Annotated in this window: 13 protein-coding genes; 6 read left to right on the top strand and 7 right to left on the bottom strand. The window is 63.5% G+C overall.

Going from position 1 to position 21,723, the window contains the following annotated elements; translation table 11 throughout:
• Positions 1–9: 9 nt before the first annotated feature.
• Positions 10–3,684 (bottom strand): autotransporter domain-containing protein, encoded by a 3,675-nt coding sequence (locus tag GWC77_RS13915; protein ID WP_173257651.1) that lies wholly within the window; start codon positions 3,682–3,684, stop codon positions 10–12.
• A 228-nt stretch (positions 3,685–3,912) separates the two neighbouring features.
• Positions 3,913–5,448: an ATP-binding protein gene (locus GWC77_RS13910; protein WP_173257649.1), complete on the bottom strand. Its 1,536-nt coding sequence runs from the start codon at positions 5,446–5,448 to the stop codon at positions 3,913–3,915.
• Positions 5,449–5,595: 147 nt separating this feature from the next.
• Here GWC77_RS13910 and GWC77_RS13905 point away from each other — a divergent pair, with 147 nt between their 5' ends.
• Positions 5,596–6,300 carry a YceH family protein gene (locus GWC77_RS13905; protein WP_173257723.1) on the top strand — a complete coding sequence of 235 codons (705 nt, stop codon included), beginning with the start codon at positions 5,596–5,598 and terminating at the stop codon, positions 6,298–6,300.
• 21 nt (positions 6,301–6,321) lie between these two features.
• Here GWC77_RS13905 and GWC77_RS13900 read toward each other — a convergent pair whose 3' ends face one another.
• Entirely contained in the window at positions 6,322–7,581 is a 1,260-nt protein-coding gene (locus GWC77_RS13900; protein WP_173257647.1) for an MFS transporter, read from the bottom strand.
• 189 nt (positions 7,582–7,770) lie between these two features.
• On the opposite strand from GWC77_RS13900, the gene GWC77_RS13895 reads away from it, so the two are divergent.
• Complete coding sequence (locus tag GWC77_RS13895) at positions 7,771–8,706, top strand: CHAD domain-containing protein (RefSeq protein WP_173257645.1); 936 nt, start codon at positions 7,771–7,773, stop codon at positions 8,704–8,706.
• 41 nt (positions 8,707–8,747) lie between these two features.
• Here GWC77_RS13895 and GWC77_RS13890 read toward each other — a convergent pair whose 3' ends face one another.
• Entirely contained in the window at positions 8,748–11,282 is a 2,535-nt protein-coding gene (locus GWC77_RS13890; protein ID WP_254366957.1) for a penicillin acylase family protein, read from the bottom strand.
• Between the two features lie 345 nt (positions 11,283–11,627).
• Here GWC77_RS13890 and GWC77_RS13885 point away from each other — a divergent pair, with 345 nt between their 5' ends.
• From GWC77_RS13885 to GWC77_RS13870, 4 genes are all read left to right on the top strand, one after another.
• Positions 11,628–12,887 (top strand): ABC transporter substrate-binding protein, encoded by a 1,260-nt coding sequence (locus GWC77_RS13885; RefSeq protein WP_173257643.1) that lies wholly within the window; start codon positions 11,628–11,630, stop codon positions 12,885–12,887.
• Positions 12,884–15,841, top strand: coding sequence for an EAL domain-containing protein (locus tag GWC77_RS13880; protein WP_173257641.1), 2,958 nt, complete (start codon positions 12,884–12,886; stop codon positions 15,839–15,841). The genes GWC77_RS13885 and GWC77_RS13880 overlap by 4 nt, the downstream gene beginning before the upstream one ends.
• Positions 15,842–15,935: 94 nt before the next feature.
• A complete protein-coding gene (locus GWC77_RS13875; RefSeq protein ID WP_173257639.1) occupies positions 15,936–16,580 on the top strand; it encodes a DUF1326 domain-containing protein in 645 nt (214 codons plus the stop codon).
• Complete coding sequence (locus GWC77_RS13870) at positions 16,577–17,368, top strand: DUF2182 domain-containing protein (RefSeq protein ID WP_173257637.1); 792 nt, start codon at positions 16,577–16,579, stop codon at positions 17,366–17,368. The genes GWC77_RS13875 and GWC77_RS13870 overlap by 4 nt, the downstream gene beginning before the upstream one ends.
• A 44-nt stretch (positions 17,369–17,412) precedes the next feature.
• Here GWC77_RS13870 and GWC77_RS13865 read toward each other — a convergent pair whose 3' ends face one another.
• The 3 genes from GWC77_RS13865 to GWC77_RS13855 all read right to left on the bottom strand — a co-directional run bounded on the left by GWC77_RS13865 (position 17,413) and on the right by GWC77_RS13855 (position 21,596).
• Positions 17,413–18,762 (bottom strand): leucine-rich repeat-containing protein kinase family protein, encoded by a 1,350-nt coding sequence (locus tag GWC77_RS13865; protein WP_173257635.1) that lies wholly within the window; start codon positions 18,760–18,762, stop codon positions 17,413–17,415.
• Positions 18,763–18,864: 102 nt separating this feature from the next.
• Positions 18,865–20,322, bottom strand: coding sequence for an aspartate/glutamate racemase family protein (locus tag GWC77_RS13860; RefSeq protein WP_173257633.1), 1,458 nt, complete (start codon positions 20,320–20,322; stop codon positions 18,865–18,867).
• Complete coding sequence (locus GWC77_RS13855; protein WP_173257631.1) at positions 20,319–21,596, bottom strand: dicarboxylate/amino acid:cation symporter; 1,278 nt, start codon at positions 21,594–21,596, stop codon at positions 20,319–20,321. Before GWC77_RS13855 ends, GWC77_RS13860 begins: the two co-directional genes overlap by 4 nt.
• Between the last annotated feature and the right edge of the window lie 127 nt (positions 21,597–21,723).

Below are 21,723 nucleotides of genomic sequence, written 5' to 3'. Positions count from 1 at the left end.
CCACTGCGCTCAGAACCGGTAGTCGAACCTCGCATAAGCGGACCGCGCCGATGCGTGTCCCACGTTCAGGAGCGCGTCCACGCCAACGGCCACCGCAATGGCCTTTGTCGGGTGGAACCCGACGCTTGCGCCTGTCGTCAGCAAAGCGCGCGGCAAGTCGGTGCCCGGCGCCGAGAACGTCGTCCCGTCTTGCGATGTCACTGCCAAAGCGCGACTGCGGCTCATCGTCTCATAGGCGTAACCCACGCGCCATTGCACGTCGATCGGCTTGATTGCATCGCCGAACGACTTGTCGATCGCCAGCGAGACGAACGGCTGAAGGCTTCGCGCATTGTCGGAATCGACCGATAGATTCTGCCCTTGCGCGCCGCTCTCGCCAAAGCCGTTCCCGCGGAAGTATGCAAAGCGCAGTCCGGCGCGCGGCGTCACCGTCAGGCCGCCCACCGACATCGGCACGCCCGCCTGCAGCGCAGCCGTGAATTCATTGCCGTAGTGATCGCCCTCGGCCGTACCGATCGTGCCGAACGGGCGCTTCTGCGAGAGGAAGTCGAGCCCGTATCCGAGCGTTGCAGCCACGTCGATGGGCCCGAACGAGCGAGCGCCATACAGCGCTACGCGCAGCGTGTCCGCGGCGCTCGAATCGCCGGTCACCGATTCGTCTATCGACGTATGCGAATAACCGGCTGCAACGCCGATCGTGTACGGCCCTTCTCGGCGGTCCAAGCCAGCGAGAAAGCCATACTCCCGCGCGAGGAATCCCGGTCGGCCGTTCGTGCCCGAAACGTTCGTGCTCGTTCCCGTAGCCGAAATCCAGCTGCCGCTGGTCGACGCTGCTGCGCCGCCGGCGCCCGCGCTTCGGCCCAAGCGGCCGAGCAGCGCCTCGTTGACTGATTGCGCGCGGCCCAGCGCCGACGTGCCCTCGGTCGTGTAGATCGTCGTATCTTGCGGCGCGACGACGATCGCCCCGCTTCCGCCCGGCGTGTTGGACGCCGCCGCCGCCAACGCAAGGTCCACTTCGTTCGCGCCATAGGCAAGCGACTGCTGCAGCGAGCCGAGGTCGGCGCCGACGGACGTCGTGCTCGTCACGTTCGAGAAAGTGCCATGCACACCATTCGTGGCCGTGAGCAGCGCATAGCGACGGGCCGTATAAGTACCGGGATCGTAGACGATCTGCAAGACGCCGTTCAGCGTCGCTGTACCGCCCACCCTCAATTGCGAGCCTTGAGTGGGGCTCACTTCGATGGAGAGCGTCCCATTCGCCGCCTGCGCATAGTCGCCGCCCACGGTCAATGTTCCGATCGAGCCGCCCGGCGCCACGACACCGCTGTTCGCGACGTTGCCGGCAACTGTCCCATGGCCGCGCAATGTGGCATTTGCCGCGACTTGCACGTTGCCGCCCAGCAGCGCGGACGGATTGGCGGCATCGCCTACTTCCAGCGTACCGGCAGCCACCGTCGTCGTTCCGGAGAAGGCGTTGCTTGCGCCGTCGAGCGTGAGCATGCCCGTTCCCTGCTTGATGAACGCTCCGGTACCGGACAAAGCGCCGCTGAAAGTCCGATCGGTTGCGTCGCCGACGGTCAGCGAGCTCGCGCCGAGCGCCACGTTCGAGCCCGCAGCGCCGCTCAACGCGGCGATCTGCTGGCTGCCGGCGGCCGACAGATCGAGCGTGGCAGCCGCCGACGCCAGCGTCACCGACGTTGCCGATGACAGCGTGCCAGTACCCGTCAATGCGAGCGTACCGCCGTTGATCGTCGTGGCCCCGGTGTATCCGTTCGCCGATGTCAGCGTCAGGGCGCCGCCGTCCAAAGTGAGGCCCCCCGTGCCCGCGATCGAACCGCCGAAAGTGCCAGAACCGTTGGTGACGGTGAGCGTCTTGCTGCCGAGCGCCACCGTGCCTGTTCCCGAGACAGTGGCGATCGTCGCGCCGTTCGTCGTCGCGGAGATGTCCAGCGTGCCGTTGTCGGCTACGCCACTGGACGCGGAGATGTCTCCCGAGCCCGAGAGCGCGAGCGTGCCGCTGCCGATGGTCGTCGCGCCCCGGTACGTGTTGGTGCCCGTGAGCGTCATGGCTCCGCCGCTGACGGTCAAGCCGCCCGTGCCACCGATCGCGCCGCTGAACGTGCCCGTGCCATTCGTGATCGTCAACGTTCGAGCGCCGAGCGTGACGACGCCCGAGCCCGTCAGGCTCGCAATCGACGCGCCGCTGGTCGTACCGGAGATATCGAACAGCCCGTTGTCGGCCACGCCGCTCGATGCGGCGATGCTGCCGCCCCCGCTCAGCGCGAGTTGGCCGCCGCTGGCAATCGTGGTGCTGCCCGTATAGCTATTGGCGGCGCTCATGGTGATGGGGACGTTCGCGCCGGAAACGGCGACGCTGCCCGCGCCCGTGACAACGCCGGAAACGGTCAGCGGCGCCGTCCTGGCGTCGAACGTGACCGCCGATGCGGCGTCGGTCAGCACGACCGATGGTGTGAGCGACAGCCCGGTGTTTTGCGCGCTAATCTTGGCGGTCGCACCGGCATCGAGCGTGATGGCGCCATTCAGTACCGAGCCCGTCAAGAGTTGGAGGATATTGCCCGTGCCGCCGAACTCGATCGACGATGCGTTCGAGCCGCCGGTGGTCCCGCCGCTAATGGTGCCGGCGTTGACGATGACCGCACTGCCGTATGTCACGACGCCAGCACCGGCCGCCGCGCCGCCGCTAGCGCCGCCCGCAATAGTGCCGACGTTCTCTAGCACGGTGCTCGCGCCGACTAATCGAACCCCTGCGCCGCTATCGCCGGCAGCATTGCCCGTCGCGGATGTGCCGACGCCCGCGCTGCCCCCGATACCCCCGGTCACGTTCCCGGTATTGACGAAGAGAGTGCCTCCCCCGAGCGCGACCATGCCGTCGCCGCCGCCTCCGCCGCCCCCGCCGAATCCTGTCGCCCCGCCGCCACCGCCTGCGCCTCCGGCGCCGCCGACAATGGCGCCGTTGTTGGTGATCGACGCTGCGCCGAGCGTGGAAATGACACCTGCGCCACCTCCGCCGCCGCCTCCGCCGTTCGAGACGACCGCCGACGCGCCGGCGCCGCCCGCGCCACCCGCGCCGCCGGTAACCGTGGCGCCCGGATTGACGGTCAGATCCGTGCCGGTAAAGAAGAGGTCTGCCGCGCCGCCCCCGCCGCCGCTCCCGAAGTTGGTCCCGAGTGAGCCCGGCGAGCCCGCGTTACCGGATTCCGAAACGTTGATTGCGATCGCTCCACTGACCGCGCCGCCGCTGACCCCACCCGCGCCGCCCAAGCCGTCCATCGTCGCCGCACCGGCGCCGCCCGAGCCGTTGGTGGCGCCGGTGCCCACCAGTACATCGGTCGCGCCGGTCCCCGAATTGAAGGTGCTCGCTCCCCCGCCGTCGCCATTGCCTGCGCCACCGCTGCCGGTGCGTGCGGGCACGCCTGAGCCGCCTGCCGCGCTACATGCGGTGGTTGAGGTCGCCGAACACGTCACGGCCGACACGGGAAGCGACATACCAACAAAACTCGCCGCCATGGCAATGGAGGGGATCGCCCGCCGTGTCGCGCGACGCGAGCCACGACGTCGAACGCGTACGCTGCTCGCGCCGCCGCGCGACGCAACGGCGAGTTCGGACGCGACTTGCAACATGCGCCGGACAGGGTTCCAAACGAGTCGATAAATGCGGTTCATTATTTTTATTCCCGAAAGCAGGCCAACCGTGTTTTGAATAGAGCGGGTGGTGGCACTGCAAAGCGTCATTGTTTTAAGGCCCCAGGGGCCTGCGCCACTTTCTGAGATATCGGATATCGCCGGTGCAATCGTTATGCGCGGCGAATATAGCATGCGTGAATGACGGCGGCATACGCAGCCCGCAGCGCGTTCGGGCCTCGCCCCTCGCGCGAAGCGCGTTGTCCGACCTTACTGCCTCGCTCGCAGCGCTTTCGCGAGATCGGCCAGTCGATAGGGCTTCGGCACGAACGTCACGTCGCTCAATTGGCCGTTATCGTCCTGAAGCGGAGCGGGCAGGTACCCCGATGTCAGCACCATCCTGATCATCGGATACTGCGACCGGACCTGACGCGCAAGATCGAGCCCGCTAATGCCGTGGGGCATCGAAATATCGCTGACGACAACGCCGATGTCTGTGCGATCCCTGAGGATTTCCACCGCCTCGGATGCGCTGCTCGCCGGCACCACCTCGTACCCGATGCTCACCAGCAGCTCCGACGCCAAGCCCAACACGTCGGGCTCATCCTCGACCAGCAGAACGGTCTCGGCCTTCGGTGCGGAGGGCACCTTCACCGGTGCCGCCGGCTCCGCGGCCGGCAGATAGAGTTCGACTCGCGTGCCCTTGCCCAATTCGCTCGACAGTTGGACGTCGCCGCCCGATTGCGCGATGAAGCCGTACACCTGGCTGAGCCCGAGCCCCGTCCCCTTGCCGGCCTGCTTCGTTGTAAAAAACGGCTCGAACGCTTGCGCCAGCACATCGCTGTCCATGCCTGTCCCTGTGTCTGTGACCGAGATGCGGACGTAGCGACCGGCAGGCAGTGCCGGGGTCACCCCCGTGCCCGATTCGACTATCTGCGTGCGAATCGTGATCGTGCCGCCGTCAGGCATGGCATCGACCGCGTTGACGACGAGATTGAGCAACGCCGCCTCGAAACGCGCTGCATCGACAATTGCCAGGGCTGGCTGGGCGTCAAGAGAATACTCCAGACGAATGTTGCGATTGCCAGCCCGTGAAAGCATCGGCGCGAAATCGCGAATCAGTGCGTTCAACTCGTGCAACTGCGCCTGCAGCGGCTGTTGCCGCGCGAACGAAAGCAACTGCTGAGTGAGCGATGCGCCGCGGTCGATCGCCCGTCGCATCCCCTCGATCATCTTCCTGTCGATCGGCGTGCGCGACTGGATCGCCAGTACTTCAAGACCGTTGGAAAGCACCGCGAGCAGGTTGTTGAAATCGTGCGCGACGCCGCCCGTCAAGCGCCCGATCGCCTCCATCTTCTGCGACTGGAACAGCGCGGCGTTCGCTTTCTCGAGCGCCAGCGCCGCTTCCTTGCGCTCGGTGATGTCGCGCGTCACTTTTGCGAATCCGACGAGAGAACCGTCATCGTCCCGGATGGCATCTACCACGACGTGCGCCCAAAAGCGGCTACCGTCTTTGCGAACCCGCCATCCTTCGCGTTCGGCGCGGCCTTCGCGTGCCGCGGTGGCCAGAATCTGCGCGGGCACGCCGGCCGCCTTGTCCTCGTCGGTGTAAAAACGCGAGAAATGCTCGCCAACGATTTCCAACTGCTTGTACCCTTTGATCCGTTCCGCCCCGACATTCCAGCTGGTCACGACGCCCGCTGGCGAAAGCATGAAAATCGCGTAGTCCGTGACGCCTTGCACCAGAATTCGGAACTGCTCCTCCGTTTCCCGCGTCGCGTCCTGCCTGCTGTCTGTCTGGCTCATGTTGGCTAATCCAGTGTCGGTGAAGGCATCGCTCTCGAGCAGATTCTACCGCTCGCATTCGCAAAGCTGCCCTCGGCAAACGATCTACAATTGGGTCCCTCGGGCCGGTCGCGAAGCATGCGCACGCATGGCGTCCCGGCGCTGTCCATGTTTACTACCCGCACCTGTCCCATGACCCAAACCCTGCGCGACCTCACTGCCCTAGAAGCCCGTGTCCTCGGCGTCCTGGTCGAAAAGCAGCACACCGTCCCGGACACCTACCCGCTGTCGCTGAACGCGTTGACGGCGGGCTGCAACCAAAAGACTGCGCGTTCGCCCGTCATGAACGTCACCGAATCCGAAGTCCAGACCGCTATCGATGGTCTAAAGCGTTTGAGCCTCGTCATGGAAGCGAGCAGTAGCCGAGTCACGCGGTACGAACACAACATGAATCGCGTCCTCGGCATACCAAGTCAAGCGGCCGCTCTGCTGACCATTCTGCTCCTGCGCGGCCCGCAAACGGCTGCCGAATTGCGACTGAACGCAGCACGTCTGCACGGTTTCGCGGACAACTCCTCGGTCGAGGCGTTCCTCGACGAACTCGCCGCACGCACGCCAGCGCTGGCCATCAAGCTGCCTTGTGCCCCCGGCGAACGCGGAAACCGCTGGATGCATCTGCTGTGCGGCGAGGTGAACATCGACGAAATGGCCGGCGCGCGCGAATTCACCGAATCCTCGATCCCATCCTCCGAGTTCGAGGCGTTGAGAGCCGAACAAAAGCGCCTGGCCAACGAAGTCACCCAACTGCGGGCACTCGTGGAGCGCATGGCAGCCGAGTTGGGCATGCCGATCGACGACCCGGCACACGATTGAATTCCCGTCGCCGAGGCTTGCTCATCGCTGAAACAACGCAGAGACGTCGATGTCCGGGATTCGCTCGAGTTCGTCGCGGCGGCTGTCGCACGCTCGACGGATCGTCGCCCCCGGTAAGACCCACACCATCAGCGAAACGGCCGCGAGGCTTCCCAGTATCACGAACGCCGTCGGAAAACCGAGGCGGCTGGCAAGCCATCCGCCCAGCAGCGGACTCAGGCAGCCGCCGACGGCCTCGACGGTGAACAGCGCGCCCTGGCCCAGATTGACCCGCCCGCTACCGTGTAACAAGTGGACGACCAGCGCCGGTACCGCGACGCTTTGCAGCCCGGAGCCCACGCCATCCAGAATCTGGACCGGCGCAATGCCCCAGGGTGTCGTCAGCCATGCGGCGGTCAGTGCTCTGACCGGCAGCGTGACGAGCGTCGCTAGAATGACCCACCAGAATCCCCAGCGCCGGATGGCGCGATACGCATACACAGCGGCGATCAACATCACCACTTGCGAAATGACGAGATTGGCCGCGGTGAGCTGGCTTGCGAGGCTGTGGTGATCGGCCGCAACGGCAAGACTGTATAGCGGCAGCATCGCGGAGTTGCCTAGGCTGAATGCGGCCAGCGCGATGGCAAGTAGCCGCAGCGGCCGGTTCTGCAACAGAACGCGCACGCTTTGCGCACGCGCTTGCGAGCGATCTTTGTCGTCGGCGTGCGCGAGGCCGCGTGCATAGTGCCGATGGACCGCGCGCGAGGGAATCAGAAGCGCCGATACGATGCACGCAACGCCGAAGACGGCACTGAGCACGAACACATACGAAATACCAAAGCGCCATCCGGCCACACCGGAGAACACGGCTGCCGCGATGTTGCCGGCGTGGTTCGCTACTTGGTTGCGGCCGTATTGCAGATCGAAGTTCTTTCGGCCGACCATCCCGAGTGTCAAGCCGGTCAGCGTTGGCCCCATGACTGAACCCGCAACGGCGGTCGCGATCTGCGCCGACGCGATCGGCCAATACGCGCGCGAGAGCCAGATCACGATCGCGGCGACGATCGTCAGGGCGCTGGCACCCACGACGAGAGCACGCCGATGGGAGATGGCATCGACAAGTGCACCCGCGGGTGTCGTGACGAGCATCGCGACGATCGCGCCCATCGTCAAGACGGAGCCGATCGTATCGGGGCGCCACCCGTGTTCCTGCAGATAAATGCCGAGGAACGGGCCGGCACCCGCCTGGACATCGGCTGCAAAGAAACTGACCGCGAGTAGTGGGATTGTCGGCTTCACTCAAACGATGGGGTTGTGGCGTTACCCCGGTGGAGCATCTATCGTGCCCGCTCGATGGCCCGAACGAATCGGCCGGTACATGGAGTCGCCGCGCTGGCCGCCCGCGGGCTCAATGGCTTCCGGACTAAACTACCGGCAACGGCAAGAATCGCTAACCACCGCCGCCGGTGCGCGGTCTGAGCGAAAGCCATGGAACGGGAGCTTCGCGTGAAGGAACAGAGCCGGGCCGTACATGCGCTTCCTGTCAAGCTCAAGAAAAACGATACGGTCGAGGGCGCGTTTCGGCGCGTTGCCCAGAATTGCCTCGCACAGGTCCACGGTAACGAACGGGGCGTCGTGTCGGGTCACGATCCTTCGAGCGTTCATCAAATGCGCGTGGGCCTGCGGCGTTTGCGTTCCGCATTCGATCTTTTCGAGGGTGTGGTTCCGACGCCATCTTTCTTGCAGGAAGAACTGCGATGGATCGCGGGGGAACTCGGTGCCGCTCGCGACTGGGACGTCATGCTCAATTCGACGCTGCGCATGGCGTTCGCCGGTGCCCCAGGCGATACCGACACGGGTGCGGTGAGGCAAGCGGCCGCGGATATCGGTAAGCTCAATCGCGCGGCTGCGGCGGCGGCAGTCGACTCCGCACGCTACACGCAGCTCGTCACCGAATTGACGCGTTGGGTCGATCAGGCGGGGTGGCGCGACGAAATGGACGGCGACCAGCTCGCCGCACTCGATCGATCGATCGAGGCATTCGCCAGCGAGACGCTGCGCAGGCGCCATCGAAAGCTGATCAAGCGTGGCCGGCACCTGCCGGACCTCGATGCGCAGCGGCGTCACCGCGCGCGCATTGCCGCGAAGAAACTGCGGTATGCCACGGAGTTCTTTGGTTCACTGTATCCGAAGGAGGTGGTGCGCCATTACCTGGAGGCGCTCGGCAAGCTTCAGGACGACCTCGGCTGGCGCAACGATGCGGCGGTGGGAGAGGCCCTCCTCAAAGCACTGGCATCGGACCACGAGCAGACCGCGGCAGGTGTGGCGTATGCGAGAGGCTATCTCGCGTCGCGCGTTGCGGCGGATCACGATTCGCTGAAGAAGTTGTGGAAGCGCTTTCGTCGCTTGTCGCCGCCGCACTGACGCCTGCCGGGCGCTTCAGCTGCGTCTTTCGAATCGAACGGTCATCGAGTCTGTGTAGTCGTCAGCACGAGTCGATGCTCGGCCGGACCGGGCAGCAACGCCTCCGCTTCACCGCGGACCCATGCGCGGTGGCCTGCGAGAAAGTACGGCGACATCGGGTTGCCCGATTGACCGCCGGGCATCTCGAAGAGCGCATCGCGCTCATGCCCGGGCGATATCACGAACCGTTCCGACGCGCCGAACGACGGCGCCTGCACGCGCGGCATATTCGCGTCGCCGGGCAGCGGCTCGCGCGGAGCCATCAGCAGGCCGCGCAGCATCGGCAGCCACGTGGGAATCATCCGCGCGAACGGATGCCCAATCGCCGCGCGGTTGCGCTCGCCCCAGCGCGCATCGGCAAGCCGTGTGCCGTCGCGGGTGACGACCTCGATACTGCGATCGATCCGGTCGAGCACGAATGTGTGCCAGTCGGCAACGCCAGGCGGGAGCCACGCATGATGCTGCGCGAGCGCTTCCATGACCGCGAGCGAGCGCGAGGTCGCGAGCCGATAGCCAAAATTCGGATCGCGCTTGGCGAGCGTCTCGTCGAGGCGGCCGAACCATGCGTCGTACATCGCCGCATGGAGCGCGCGAAGCAGCGTGTAGCCCACCGCGCCGGCATCGGCACGGCCGTTCCATTGCTCGAGCAGGCGTCGATACTCGGCGCGCTGCGGGTGGCCGGCGAGCGCGTTCGCATCGAGTGCGTCGAGGGCGATGCGGCGCCATCGCTCGATCCAGAGCGCGCGATCGTCGATCTGCAGAGCGAGCAGGTCGCGCTCGGCGAAATGCTCGCGCGCAAACAGCGCGTTGCGGATTTGCGTTGCGCGGGCACCGACGTCGCTGCCTGCGTCGCCGATCAACGATTGCGCGGCGCCGCTCAATTGTCGGCTGTTCGCGGTCCATAGCCGCGCTGCATGCGGGTCGATGCGGCGCGGATAGTCGCTCGGATCGAGGTAGCCGTCCCACCCGCGGTACGCATTCGCGCGCACCGGTAAATCCGGCAAAGAGGGCGCTGCGGATGGCGCGGATTCAGATGATGCAACGGCCCGGCGCGGCAACGGCCCGGCGAGCGTCCAGCCGATATGCCCGGCAGCGTCCGCCACGACGATGTTCTGCGTAGGGATTCCGCACGCCGCGGCGGCAGCCAGCGCCGTCGGCACGTCGTCCGCATCGGCGAGCCGGCCGAGACCGAGGTTCACCGCGCGCGCGTCGTGCGCGGCCCAGCGGATCGCGTAGCTGTGCCCATCTGCCTTCAACATCGGCCCCCAGCGCGTATCGGCGACATCGAGTTCGGCGGCCGGCGCGCCGCGCACGTCGATCCGTTCGCGATATACCCGCGCGCGCTCCCAATCGCCGGTCGGTGTCCGGTAGCGCAGCGGGTCGTGCGGATCGACGTCGAGTTCGACGACGTCGATGAAGTTGCCGTAGCTGTTCGTGAAGCCCCATGCGATGCGGCCGTTGCTGCCGGCGACGATGCCCGGCGTGCCGGGCAGGCTGACGCCGGTCAATTGACGAAGTACGCCGTTTCGGTCGGGCGCGCGCAGCACGACGCGGTACCAGATATTCGGCAGCGACAGGCCGAGATGCATATCGTTGGCGACGATCGCCCGGCCGTCGAAGCTTGCGTTCCGATCGATCGCCCAGCTGTTGCTGCCGATCATGGAGGAGTCCAAGCCCGGTGCACCGGGATCGAGCGCAGCCGTGCGTAGTGGCGCCGCACGCAGCCAGTCAGGTGCGGGCGGTGGTGTCGGCAACGCGGCATCGGGCGCCGGCATCGAGTCGAGCGGCGCGTCCCAGTGGCTCGAGGTTGGCAGCAGAAATCGCAGCAGATCGGGCGACACCCGCTCGCTCAGTGCCGCGCGGGCCAGCGTGCGACGGAGTTCGCCGTACTGCAGATCGAAGTACATCGCGTAGACGACCAGCAGCGTGTCTTCGGCACGCCACGATTGCGGCTGGCTGCTCAGCAGCCAGTACTCGAATGGCCGGCTCCGCAGCGATGCGAGCCCGTCGTTGACGCCTGCCGCGTAGCGTTCGAGCAGCGCGCGCGAGTTGGCGTCGAGCGCTGTGGCAATCTCGTGCGCACGGGCGCGGAACCGGTGTAACCGGTGAGTGCGGTCGAGTTCCACCGCGGCCGGCCCGATCAGTGCGGCGAGTTCGCCGGCCGCAACGCGGCGTAGCAGGTCCATTTGAAAGAAGCGATCTTGCGCATGGGCGAAGCCGGTGGCGTAGGCGAGATCGGCGGAGCTGCCCGCGCTGATCGTCGGCACGCCGAGCGCGTCGCGCTCGATCGTGGCCTCGTGGCTGAGCGCGGGCGCCGGGCGCGTACCGTCGAGCGAGGGCAGGCCCGCACGCAAGAGCGCGCGTCCGCCGACGCCCGCCAGCGCGAGCAGCGCCAAGCCGAGCAACACCGCGACGATAGCGGCGCGGAGCATTCGGGCGGGCCTGCGCGGCCGTGCGACGCCAGGTGGCATGCCTTCAAGGTCCGGCTCGCTGGCGCGCTTCACGACGTCGTCGGTCGTATAGCCCCTCTCTTTCATTAACGATGTTTCCTCTTTTGACACTCATGGCGTGGCGACCCGCGTGAACGTATCACGATTCGTCGAAACCTCGTGAGGCCAAGGCTCGCGCTTGTCGGGGGCATGGCGCTCCTACCGTTCACAGGAGTAGGCAAGGTAAGCAATCGGAATGCCGCGCGGCGATCGTCGAGCGGACCGATGCCTAAAGGTTCACCGATTGTTGCCGATATGCGGTTAACGCCTCGTTTGCCTCGCCGGCCGCCATGAACTTACTCACGCAGTCCAACCGTTGCCAGCATTCAGCGCTGGCAGACCCAAAGGCGATCTGAAGTGCGACAAATCGGTATTGCCCTCGGCGTGTCCGCCATGGCTGCACTGCTTCTGGTAGCGCTGTGCGGCTGCCGGCAGCGGACGTCTGTGTCGCCGAGCGTGCCGAGACCGGCCGCCACGACCCTCACCGCGTTGATCTGGGCGCCTGACTGGCCCCAGCAAATGCTTCAGATCGCGGCCGAGTTCATGCGGCTGAACCCGGATATCCGCGTGAACGTACAGTTCATGATTGGCGACACGGTCGAGGACAATATCAAGCCGCGAATCGCATCGGGCAATCTGCCCGATGTCGTCAGTGTCAACCCTAATGCCTATGCGGCCGAGCTGGCCGACGAGGGGGTGCTTGCCGATGTCCGCTCGACCGCGGCGTGGGCCAACATGCTCGGTCCGTTGAAGGAGGATTGGACCAGCCGCCAGGGTAAGGACTTCGGCATATCCGGCGGCGTGGCGACGACGCCGATCTATTACAACAAGGCCATATTCGCAAAAGCCGGAATCAAGGCTTTGCCGACGGATTTCCGAGCGTTCCTGCTGGTCTGCGAGCAGCTCAAGCGCGCAGGGTTCGTACCGATCATGCTCAACGGCGGGTTTCCGAACATGCTCGGGAACGGTCCGTTCGCTTCAGGCTTCGCCAACGATGTCGCGGCACGTGAGAGCGGCTGGAAGCGGAAGATGGGCGACGGCTCGCTCGATCTGAATACGCCAGAGGTGGCCGACATCTTTGCCAAGATGCTGCTGTTGGCCGACCGCGGATACGTGCAGAAAGGATTCATGGCCACCGATTACGATGGCGGCATCCAGCTTTTCAAGCAGGGCAAGGTCGCGATGGTCTTGCATGGCAGCTGGGCAGCCGGGCTGCTCCTGCACGGGAACCCGTTCAAAGTCGGCGTTTTTATCCCACCCTGGAACGCGCCCGGCAAGCTCGTCGTGCCCGTAATGGGCAGTGAAACCGGATTTGCGGTCTGCGAAACCCCGCGCAAGGCTGCCGCCATGCGTTTTCTCGAATTCATCGCCGGAAAGGGTTTTTCCATTCTCCAACGAAAGCGTCACAACATTCCGCCGTTCGAACATGTGACGGGACCGATCGTGACGGATCAGATCATGATCGACTACACCAACAGGGTCGGCCGTTTTCCCGTGACTTCGAGCCCCTACTATTCGGTGCTGCCGTCGAACTCGATCGAGGAGTTGCATCGGCTGATGCAGGATGTGCTACTCGGAAAGACGACGGCCGCGCAAGCGGCGACGCTTCTCGACCAGTCGGTCAAGAATCAGGCAACGATGCACTACAAATGAACCCAATCATCGTTCCGTTGCGACGCATGTTCGCCTACCTTTCGCTGGACGTACTGCGCCGCGTCGAGATCCGCTACCGGCTGATGACGGCATTCGTCCTGCTTTCACTGCTGCCTTTGCTGATTTCGGGCTACATCTCGTATGCCGAATCCACGGCCGCAATCAAGGAGAAGGCGGAGATTTTTTCGAAGGAGGCGGTCAGACAGGTATCGAAGAATATCGAATTGGAGATGGCGCAGATCGAGACCGAAAGCACTCATCTCATGCTGTCGGACAGGGTTCAGGACAGCCTCGTGAAAGCCGTCAGCGGTTCCGCGAAAGAACAGAGCGAGGCGCGGGAGCAGGTCACGAAGCTGTTGCTGGAGCGCTATGGCTCGATGGATTTCATCAACCAGAAGTACCTGCTCGACAATCGCGACCGCATCATGGACACGCAGGCATTCGCGCTGCTGACCCACGACGTGATGCACCTGGTGGAGCGCGCCCGCGGCCTGAATGGACGCCCATACTGGGGCAGCCATGATGTCGGCAGCGGCCGCCGGGATCTCGCCATGGCGCGAGCCATTATCGGTAAAAACGGCAATCGCCAGATCGGCACTCTGGTTCTCATCATTCGTCCCGAACACTTCTCGGCGATCTTCAATGAATTCGCCGTAGGCAGCGGGACCCAGATTTGCGTTTTCGATGCCGGCGACAATCGCATCGTTCTGCGCGCGGGCGGAGGCTCGAGCGACCTCGGAGGGCTGGCCCCGCCCGAACTGGTCACGAAAATGGCCAGCCGGGGATCGAATCGCAGCTCGAACGGTTTCATCGATTTCGCAGGCAACAGTGGCGGCCACTACCTTGCCACGTACACCGGAATTCCCGGGACTTCGTGGTTTGTCATCAGTGCGATTGCCGAACAAAAGCTGACCGCAGAGGCGCAATCGGCTCGCAACGAAATCATACTGGTCGGCATATCGGGTCTTTTGCTTTCGATTTTTCTTGCCTACTTCATTTCGCACAGCATTACTAGCCCGCTGAACGAGCTCGTACGCAAGATGGACGATACGGGCAACGAGGCAGGGGCGGGCGCCGACGCGTTGGTGCACGCAAGCGGCGATGCGCGTCGCGTCGACGAACTGGGAAGATTGGCGCAGCGATTCGAACGAATGAGTGCCGCGATCGGCCAGAAAATACAGAAGATCAACGAAATCAACGCGTCTCTCGAGGAGACCGTCGCCGAAAGAACGGTGGCGCTGACGAGGCGGGAGCGGGCTTTTCGGACCCTCATCGAAAACTCGCCCGATACGATAACTCGCTACGACCGGGATTTCCGCCGCACGTACGCCAATCCGGCCTTTTGCGCGATGGCCGGATGCACGCTCGAAGAGGCGCTCAACAAGCGGCCCTCCGAATTTCCGGGTGGCCCGGACACGCTGCGCTACGAATACAAGATCGGCGAAGCGATTTCGACCGGGAAAAGGACGCAATTCGAACTGAAATGGAAGGGCGAGAATGGGCGGGAGCAATGCTCGCATATTTCCCTGACGCCGGAAATCGACTCCTCGGGCAACGTCAGTTCCGTGCTTGCCATCGGCCGCGATCTGTCGGACCGCATGGTGTTCGAGGAAACCATCTGGAAGCAAGCCAATTTCGATGCATTGACCCGATTGCCCAATCGTCAGATGTTTCATAACCGCTTGGAGCACGAGGCGCGGTTATCCGAAAGTTGCGGCAAGCAAATGGCATTGATGTTGATCGATCTCGATCGCTTCAAGGAGGTCAACGACTCCCTCGGACACGACAAAGGGGATGTTTTGCTGATCGAAGCCGCCCGGCGAATCAGCTCGTGTGTCCGGGAGTCGGATACGGTCGCCCGTCTTGGCGGCGACGAATTCACGATCATTTTGCCTAGACTGGACGATACGGCAAGTGTCGGAGAGATTGCTGGCGCGATCATCGAGAAGCTGGTCGAGCCGTTCGATCTGGGTTCGGACGAGGCTTTCATTTCGGCGAGCATCGGCGTGACGATCTATCCCGACGATGCCGCCCAGCTCGACGTGCTGTTCAAGAACGTCGATCAGGCCATGTACGCGGCTAAAAATGCCGGGCGCAACCGCGTCGGCTACTTCACGCCCGATTTGCGCGTCGCCGCGCAAAGGCGCCTTCGCTTGACGAGCGATCTACGGGCCGCGATCCAGGGCAATCAGTTCCAGGTCTACTATCAGCCGATCGTCGATCTCGCGACGGGGGAGATCCGCAAGGCGGAGGCGCTGATCCGCTGGCTGCATCCCGAGCGCGGGATGGTGAGCCCTCATGACTTCATTCCGTTGGCCGAAGAAACGGGCCTCATCGTCGCGATCGGCGATTGGGTCTTCAAACAGGCGGTGCAGTTCGCACGGCAATGGCGCGACCGCTTCGACCCGGCGTTTCAGATCAGCGTCAACATGTCGCCCGTGCAAATTCGGCAAGACGGCCAGGTTTGCGCCCACTGGTCGGATTATCTTGCGCAGGAAGGCCTGCCCGGCGAAAGCATCGCCGTTGAAATCACCGAGGGTCTCTTGCTCGATGCCGAGCTCAACGAAAAGCTCTTGACCTTCCGCGACGCCGGAATCCGGGTGTCGATCGACGACTTCGGCACCGGCTATTCGTCATTGGCTTATCTGAAGCGGTTCGATATCGATTACCTGAAGATCGATCGGTCGTTCGTGCATAACGTTGGATTCGACGGCAACAATCAGGCGCTTTGCGAGGCCATGGTAGTACTGGCGCACAAGCTGGGATTGAAAGTCATTGCGGAAGGCGTGGAGACAACGGAGCAACGCGACTTTCTGCGCGCCATCGGGTGCGATTTCGCCCAGGGTTACCTGTATTCGCAGCCCGTTGCGCCCGAGCATTTCGAAGTGCTCGTTTGGCCGACCTGCGGCGACGCGGCGGGCGTCGGACGGCTGCTTACGGAGTGGCCGATGTAATCGGTGTTGTGACCTTGACTTCATCCCGCGGGGAACTAGATTCCAACCAGCTACTCGAGCTTCTCGTCGCTCGAGAGAAGGAAGGGGGGCGATCATGATCCCGTGGGAAATCGAAGGTACCGAATTAATCAGCTGCAATTGTTCATACGGTTGCCCTTGCCAGTTCAGCGCAACGCCAACTCATGGCTTTTGCGAAGCGATGGGGGCCATTTCCATCAGCAGCGGTTATTACGGCGACGTGCGTCTTAACGGCGTCAAGATCGCGGTGGTTTTTCAGTGGCCGGGACCCATTCACGAGGGTAAGGGGAAATGCCAGCCGGTCGTCGACGAGCAGGCGAGCCCCGAGCAACGCGAAGCGATTCTGAAGATCATGACGGGGCAGGACACCGAACCGTTTGCAACGATGTTCTCGGTCTATGCTTCGACGCTCGAGCAGGCATTCGATCCGATCTTCACGCAGATCGAGTTCGACGTGGATGTCGATGCCAGGCGTGGGCGCGTTCATGTCGACGGGGTATTCGATCTCGTTGGGGAGCCGATTCGCAATATCGTGACCGGCGCCGAGCATCGCGCCCGGATCGATCTACCGCAAGGTTTCGAGTATGAGCTGGCCGAGATCGGCTCGGGCACGGGCCGCTCCCAGGGCAATATCGCGCTCGATATCAAGGGCACTTACGCGCAGTTCGCGCGGCTGCACATGAACAACAAGGGCTTGATCCGGCATCGCGCTGCCGCATGAGCCGTATCGACGATCTGCTTCGGCGCGAGCGCGCCATTACCGCGTTCGGCTTGATCGCGGTCGTCGCGTTGTCGTGGTCCTATCTCTGGTCTGGCGCGGGCATGGGCATGTCCGCGCTGCGCATGACCTCGATCGCACTGTTTCCCCATCTCTTGACCGATCGATCGGGCAGCATGGATCCGTCCTTGCCGACCGCGATTCTCATGTGGTGGACGATGATGATCGCGATGATGACGCCCAGTGCCGCGCCGCTCGTCCTGTTGTATCGACGCGTATTACGGCACTACGGCGCTGCCGGGATGGGTACGGCAGTGCCTTCGCTCATGCTGTTGGCCGGCTATCTGGCGACGTGGCTCGGATTCTCGATCGGCATGGCGTTGCTGCAGAGCATTTTGCAGCCGACAGGGCTCATGTCCGACATGATGCTTTGGTCACGGAGTGCGTTGTTTTCGGCGATCGTGCTGGTTGCTGCGGGGCTTTATCAATTCTCGCCATTCAAACGTGCCTGTCTCGCGCAATGCCGGTCACCGGTGAATTTCCTCATGGCGCATTGGCGCCCCGGTGTCTTGGGCAGTTTGATGCTCGGGATGCGCCATGGCGCTTATTGCGTGGGGTGCTGCTGGATGCTGATGGCGCTGCTGTTCGTTGGCGGAGTCATGAATCTCGTCTGGATTGCTGCGCTGTCGTTTTTGGTGTTCGTGGAAAAGCTGTTGCCTGGCGGCGAGTACGTGGGACGCGCGCTGGGTGCAGTGTTGATCGTTTGGGCGGGGGTGACGTTGGTGGTGTGAGTCGCCCGATTTGGCCAGGTTTGCCGCGAAGCCGAGGCTTCGCTTCATTCCTCCATGCACGAAGCACACGCCCAGCGCTGTAATTCGGAAACGATGGCCTCGAACGAAGGCCGGCTCGCGGCGTCTTCGCTCAGACACGCCGCAGCGAGCACTTCGAGTCCGCTCGCCAGAGGCGCCGTTCGCTCGGTGCAGCACGCGATCAGCTCTTCGAGCAAATACCCGAATGCCCGTACCTCCAGCCGTTGCAACGCCGACCCAAGTCTTCGATCCGTGGTGTCGTACAACGACGCCGCCCCAAAGTCCCCCAACAACGCGCGCCCGCCACCGCGGTGCAAGATGTTGTGGGCATAGAGATCGCCATGCATGATCCCGCGCTCATGCAGATGTCGAGCAGCCGACGCAATGCCATAGGCGATACCGCAGGCCCCAGCCAGATCGAACCGCGCATCGGCCGGATAGATGTCGCGCGTGCAGGAATCAAGGCTCGGCGGCCCCGCCAGATTGGCGAACGCAGGATCGATCAGCTCCATGACCAGCCCGTGCTGGCCCATGGGGTGGCCCGCTACCCTACCGAGCACAGGAATCAGGTTCGCGTGGCGTCCCGCATGAATGCAGGCGGCCATCTCGCGGTCCGGCAAACCGTCGCTCGTGACCGCGCCTTTGAAAAGCTTCACCGCGACCGATCGCGCATCGCGCTCTTCGCCATGAACAAGCAGCTTGGCGCGATAAATGATGCCCGACGCGCCTTCGCCGAGCTTTTCATCGAGAACGAGCGATTCCCATCGAATATCGGCGATCGTCGTTTCGGCCGAGGCCGCTGTTTCGAGCGATGCGCCGAACGGGTTGCCGGCGTAGGCCAGCCACGACAGGCGCGGCAAGTCGGCGAGCCATTCGGGTAGCGCTGCCAGCCGATTCGCCGAAAGACGCAGCAGTTCGAGCCGGGTGCAGGCAGCCATTTCGCCTGGCAACGCGCTAAGCCGGTTACCGGCAAGCATCAACTTTTGCAGCAGCGAACACTGTCCAAGTTCGGCTGGCAGCACTTCGACCTCGTTGTCCGTCAGGATCAGCCAGCGCAGCTTGCGCGGCAGCGATTCGGCCGAAACGCGGCGTATCCGATTCGCCTTGAAGCCGACCATGCCGAGTTGCCGGCATTCGCCAAGGACATCGGGCAACTCGGTGAAGCAGTTATTCGAGGCGAAAAGGATGCGCAGTTTCGTTAGCCGGGGCAAATCGTCGGGCAGCGTCGACAGTGCATTTCCCGAAAGATCGAGGACTTCCAGCGTCTCGGCAAGCGAGAAAATTTCGCGCGGGAACTCGGTCAACCCGCAAGCAAGCTTGAGCTCCCGGGTTCCGATGAGTTGTCCGGCCTGCAGTTGTTCAAGAGAGGCGTTCACTATGGAAAGCGGTATCCGAAAAGCGGGGGATGGATCGGCGCAACGCCGCCCATTCTACTATCGGACGATGGGCCTTCGCCCCCGGCGGCGCGGTTGCCAGCCTCAATCGGCAAGCCTTCCCGCATAGGCAATGCAGCGCCGGGCGAGTACCTCCGTGGGATCCACGAGTTGCGCGCGCCGCCCCGCGCGGCCGATGAATACTCCGCTGGGCACCAGCAACGGAAGCTCGGTGCATCCGAGGATCATGACTTCGATGCCGGCTTCGAGCAGCCCCTCGATGGCCGCGCGAATGTCGTCCTGACATTGACCGGTCGTAAAGCCCGCTTTCACCCCGTTCTCGCCGTAGATGGCGGCCATCACGCGCGCCTGGAGTGCCGGCTCGGGCGCAACCTGATTCAACTCACCCGCCGCGAGCGCCGCCCGATAGACACCGCTTTCAATCGTGCCCGAGGTGGCCAGCACGCCGATATTGCGCACAGAGGGAAACGTCTCGCGCAGATAGTCGGTCGTGACACTGAGCATGTTCACGATCGGTATCCCCAGATACGGCTCGATTCGATCGACGAACGCGTGGGCGGTGTTGCAAGGAATCGCAATGATGTCCGCTCCCCCGTCTTCGAGCTTTTTGCATGTCGCATACAGAGAAACGGTCGGGTCGGCGCCGTCGCCGATCAGGTTCGCCGTCCGGTCCGGAATCTGCGGGTTGTGCTCGACCAGCAGCTTGATATGGTCTTGATCGCGCGAGGCCGGCGTATGGCGGACGATCTTGTTCAGGAAATCGACGGTGGCGGCCGGCCCAACGCCACCGACCACCCCAACCTTGAACATCGGCGATGGTGAATCGAGGCATCCCGACACGATGTATTGCGCATACGCCATGTTGGAATCGATGACCGGTACGTTGCCGGGCGCGATCGAATCCGCGAGAAGCGGAATCTCCGTCATGCCGGGCACGATGACCTCCGCCCCTTGGTCCGCGAGGTCCTGGCATGCACGGCGCAGCAGTTCGGCCGGATATCCGCGCAGATTGCCGCGCTTGATGCCGTCACGTCCGTAGACGGCTTGCGTGACGAGATCGATACCCTCGTGCAACCGGGGATGCAGCACTTCGAACCGCGGGGCGGCGAAGTATCGTTCGAACAACCGATGTTCGCGCGAGTAGTCGGATGCCAGCACCCCGATACGCCGGGCACGGGGGTACTTGTTCTGTACATGACTGCGGACAGCCTCGACGATGTTGGCGATCCGCAGATTCGTGTTCTCGTTCAGCTCGTCGATGAACGTATGACTAAGAAAGCATGGCAGTACGATCGTCGTCACGCCGCGTTTTTCGAAATCGCGAATCATGTCGAAGATATAGAGCTTACGTGCGGTCGTCGCGGCACTGCCTGTGCCGGAACACCGGAACGGATACTGCTCGAATATCGCGTCGGCATGATCCGCGTCGGACGATGCGGGCGTTGCTTGCGCAAGCTTGAAGAAAACGTCGGCGCTGGCCAGCGGGCCCAGGCCGCCGATGACCCCATACTTACGTCGCCTTTCCGGCATTCGAGCGATCATCGTATTTCCGCCGCGCGCCGATCGAATTGTGCTTCGTCCGATGTGCTGGGACGCGCCTTTTCCCATTTTGCGATGACGGCCGTTGCAACGCTATTGCCAATGACGTTGGTCATGGTCCGGCCCATGTCGAGCACCTGGTCGATGGCGAGAACCATCGCCACGCCGGCGGCAGGCAGATGGAAAAGCGGCGCAACCGCGGCCACGACGACCACCGATCCGCGCGGCACGCTCGCCATGCCTTTACTGCTCAGCATGAGAATCAGCAACATGAAGATCTGCTGCGAGAGCGGCATCTGAATGCCGAACGCTTGAGCAATGAAAATGGCCGCGAACGCCTGATACATCATCGAGCCATCGAGATTGAATGCGTAGCCCAGCGGGAGCGTGAAGCCGACCACCTTTTTATCGACGCCGAATTTCTCGAGTTGCTCGGTCAGGGCCGGGTACGCTGCTTCGCTGCTGGCCGTCGAGAATGCGAGCATCGCCGGCTCGCGTACCGCTTTGAGCAGAGCTCCGATACGCCGTCCGAGAAAGAGATAACCGAGGCCGATCAGAATGGCCCAGAGAGCGAACAGCCCCAGATAGAACGAGCCGATAAGCTTGCCGTAGGTATAGAGCACGTCGAGACCGCGTAGCGTGACTGCTGAAGCGATGGCCCCGAAGACGCCGAATGGCGCGGCGCGCATGACGTAATCGGTCAGTCGCAACATGACGGGGACCATTCCGTCGATCGCCTGGATGACGATGGCAACGCGGGAATCGCGCTTCAGCGCGCCCAGCGCGAGACCGAGAAAAATCGCGAATACGAGGATTTGCAAGATATCGTTGCGCGCCATCGCGTCGACGAGGCTCGTCGGGAACGCGTGCGTAATCACGTCTTTGGCGTTCAGTGCCGATGTGTTGAGCCCGGTGCTGACTTCTCCCGCGCCCGCGATCAGGTGAAGACCGGCACCCGGCTGCAATGCGTTGGCCATCAGGAGTCCGAGACTCAGCGAGACCAGGGAGGCGCAGACGAACCAGCCGATCGAGCGCAGGCCGATGCGGCCGACATCCTGACCGCCGTCCATACCGGCGAGCCCGGATACGAGCGTGGTAAAGACGAGCGGCGCAATGATCATCTTGATCAGCCGAAGAAAAATGTCGGTGACGATCGAGAAATATCCGGCGACGGCCTTCAGCGTGGCCGCATCCGAAAAGCCCGTATGACAAAGATAGCCAGCGATGACGCCGAGCAGCATGCCGGCTGCGATGCTGAGGGTAAGTCGATTTTTCATGGGTCCGTCCGTGGTTGGCGCGGCAGCGTCGCAGGACGACCGGCTCGCGCGGAGAAGACTGAGCGGACGCTGGGCCAAGGCGTCGCGTTCAGCACACGAACGGATGGTAGGCGGGTCAAAAAAGCCG

This window comes from Paraburkholderia sp. NMBU_R16, from assembly GCF_013282575.1.
Classification (GTDB): domain Bacteria; phylum Pseudomonadota; class Gammaproteobacteria; order Burkholderiales; family Burkholderiaceae; genus Trinickia.
The sequence above is the reverse complement of the archived record's forward strand: the minus strand, read 5'-3'. Positions and strand labels throughout refer to the sequence as shown.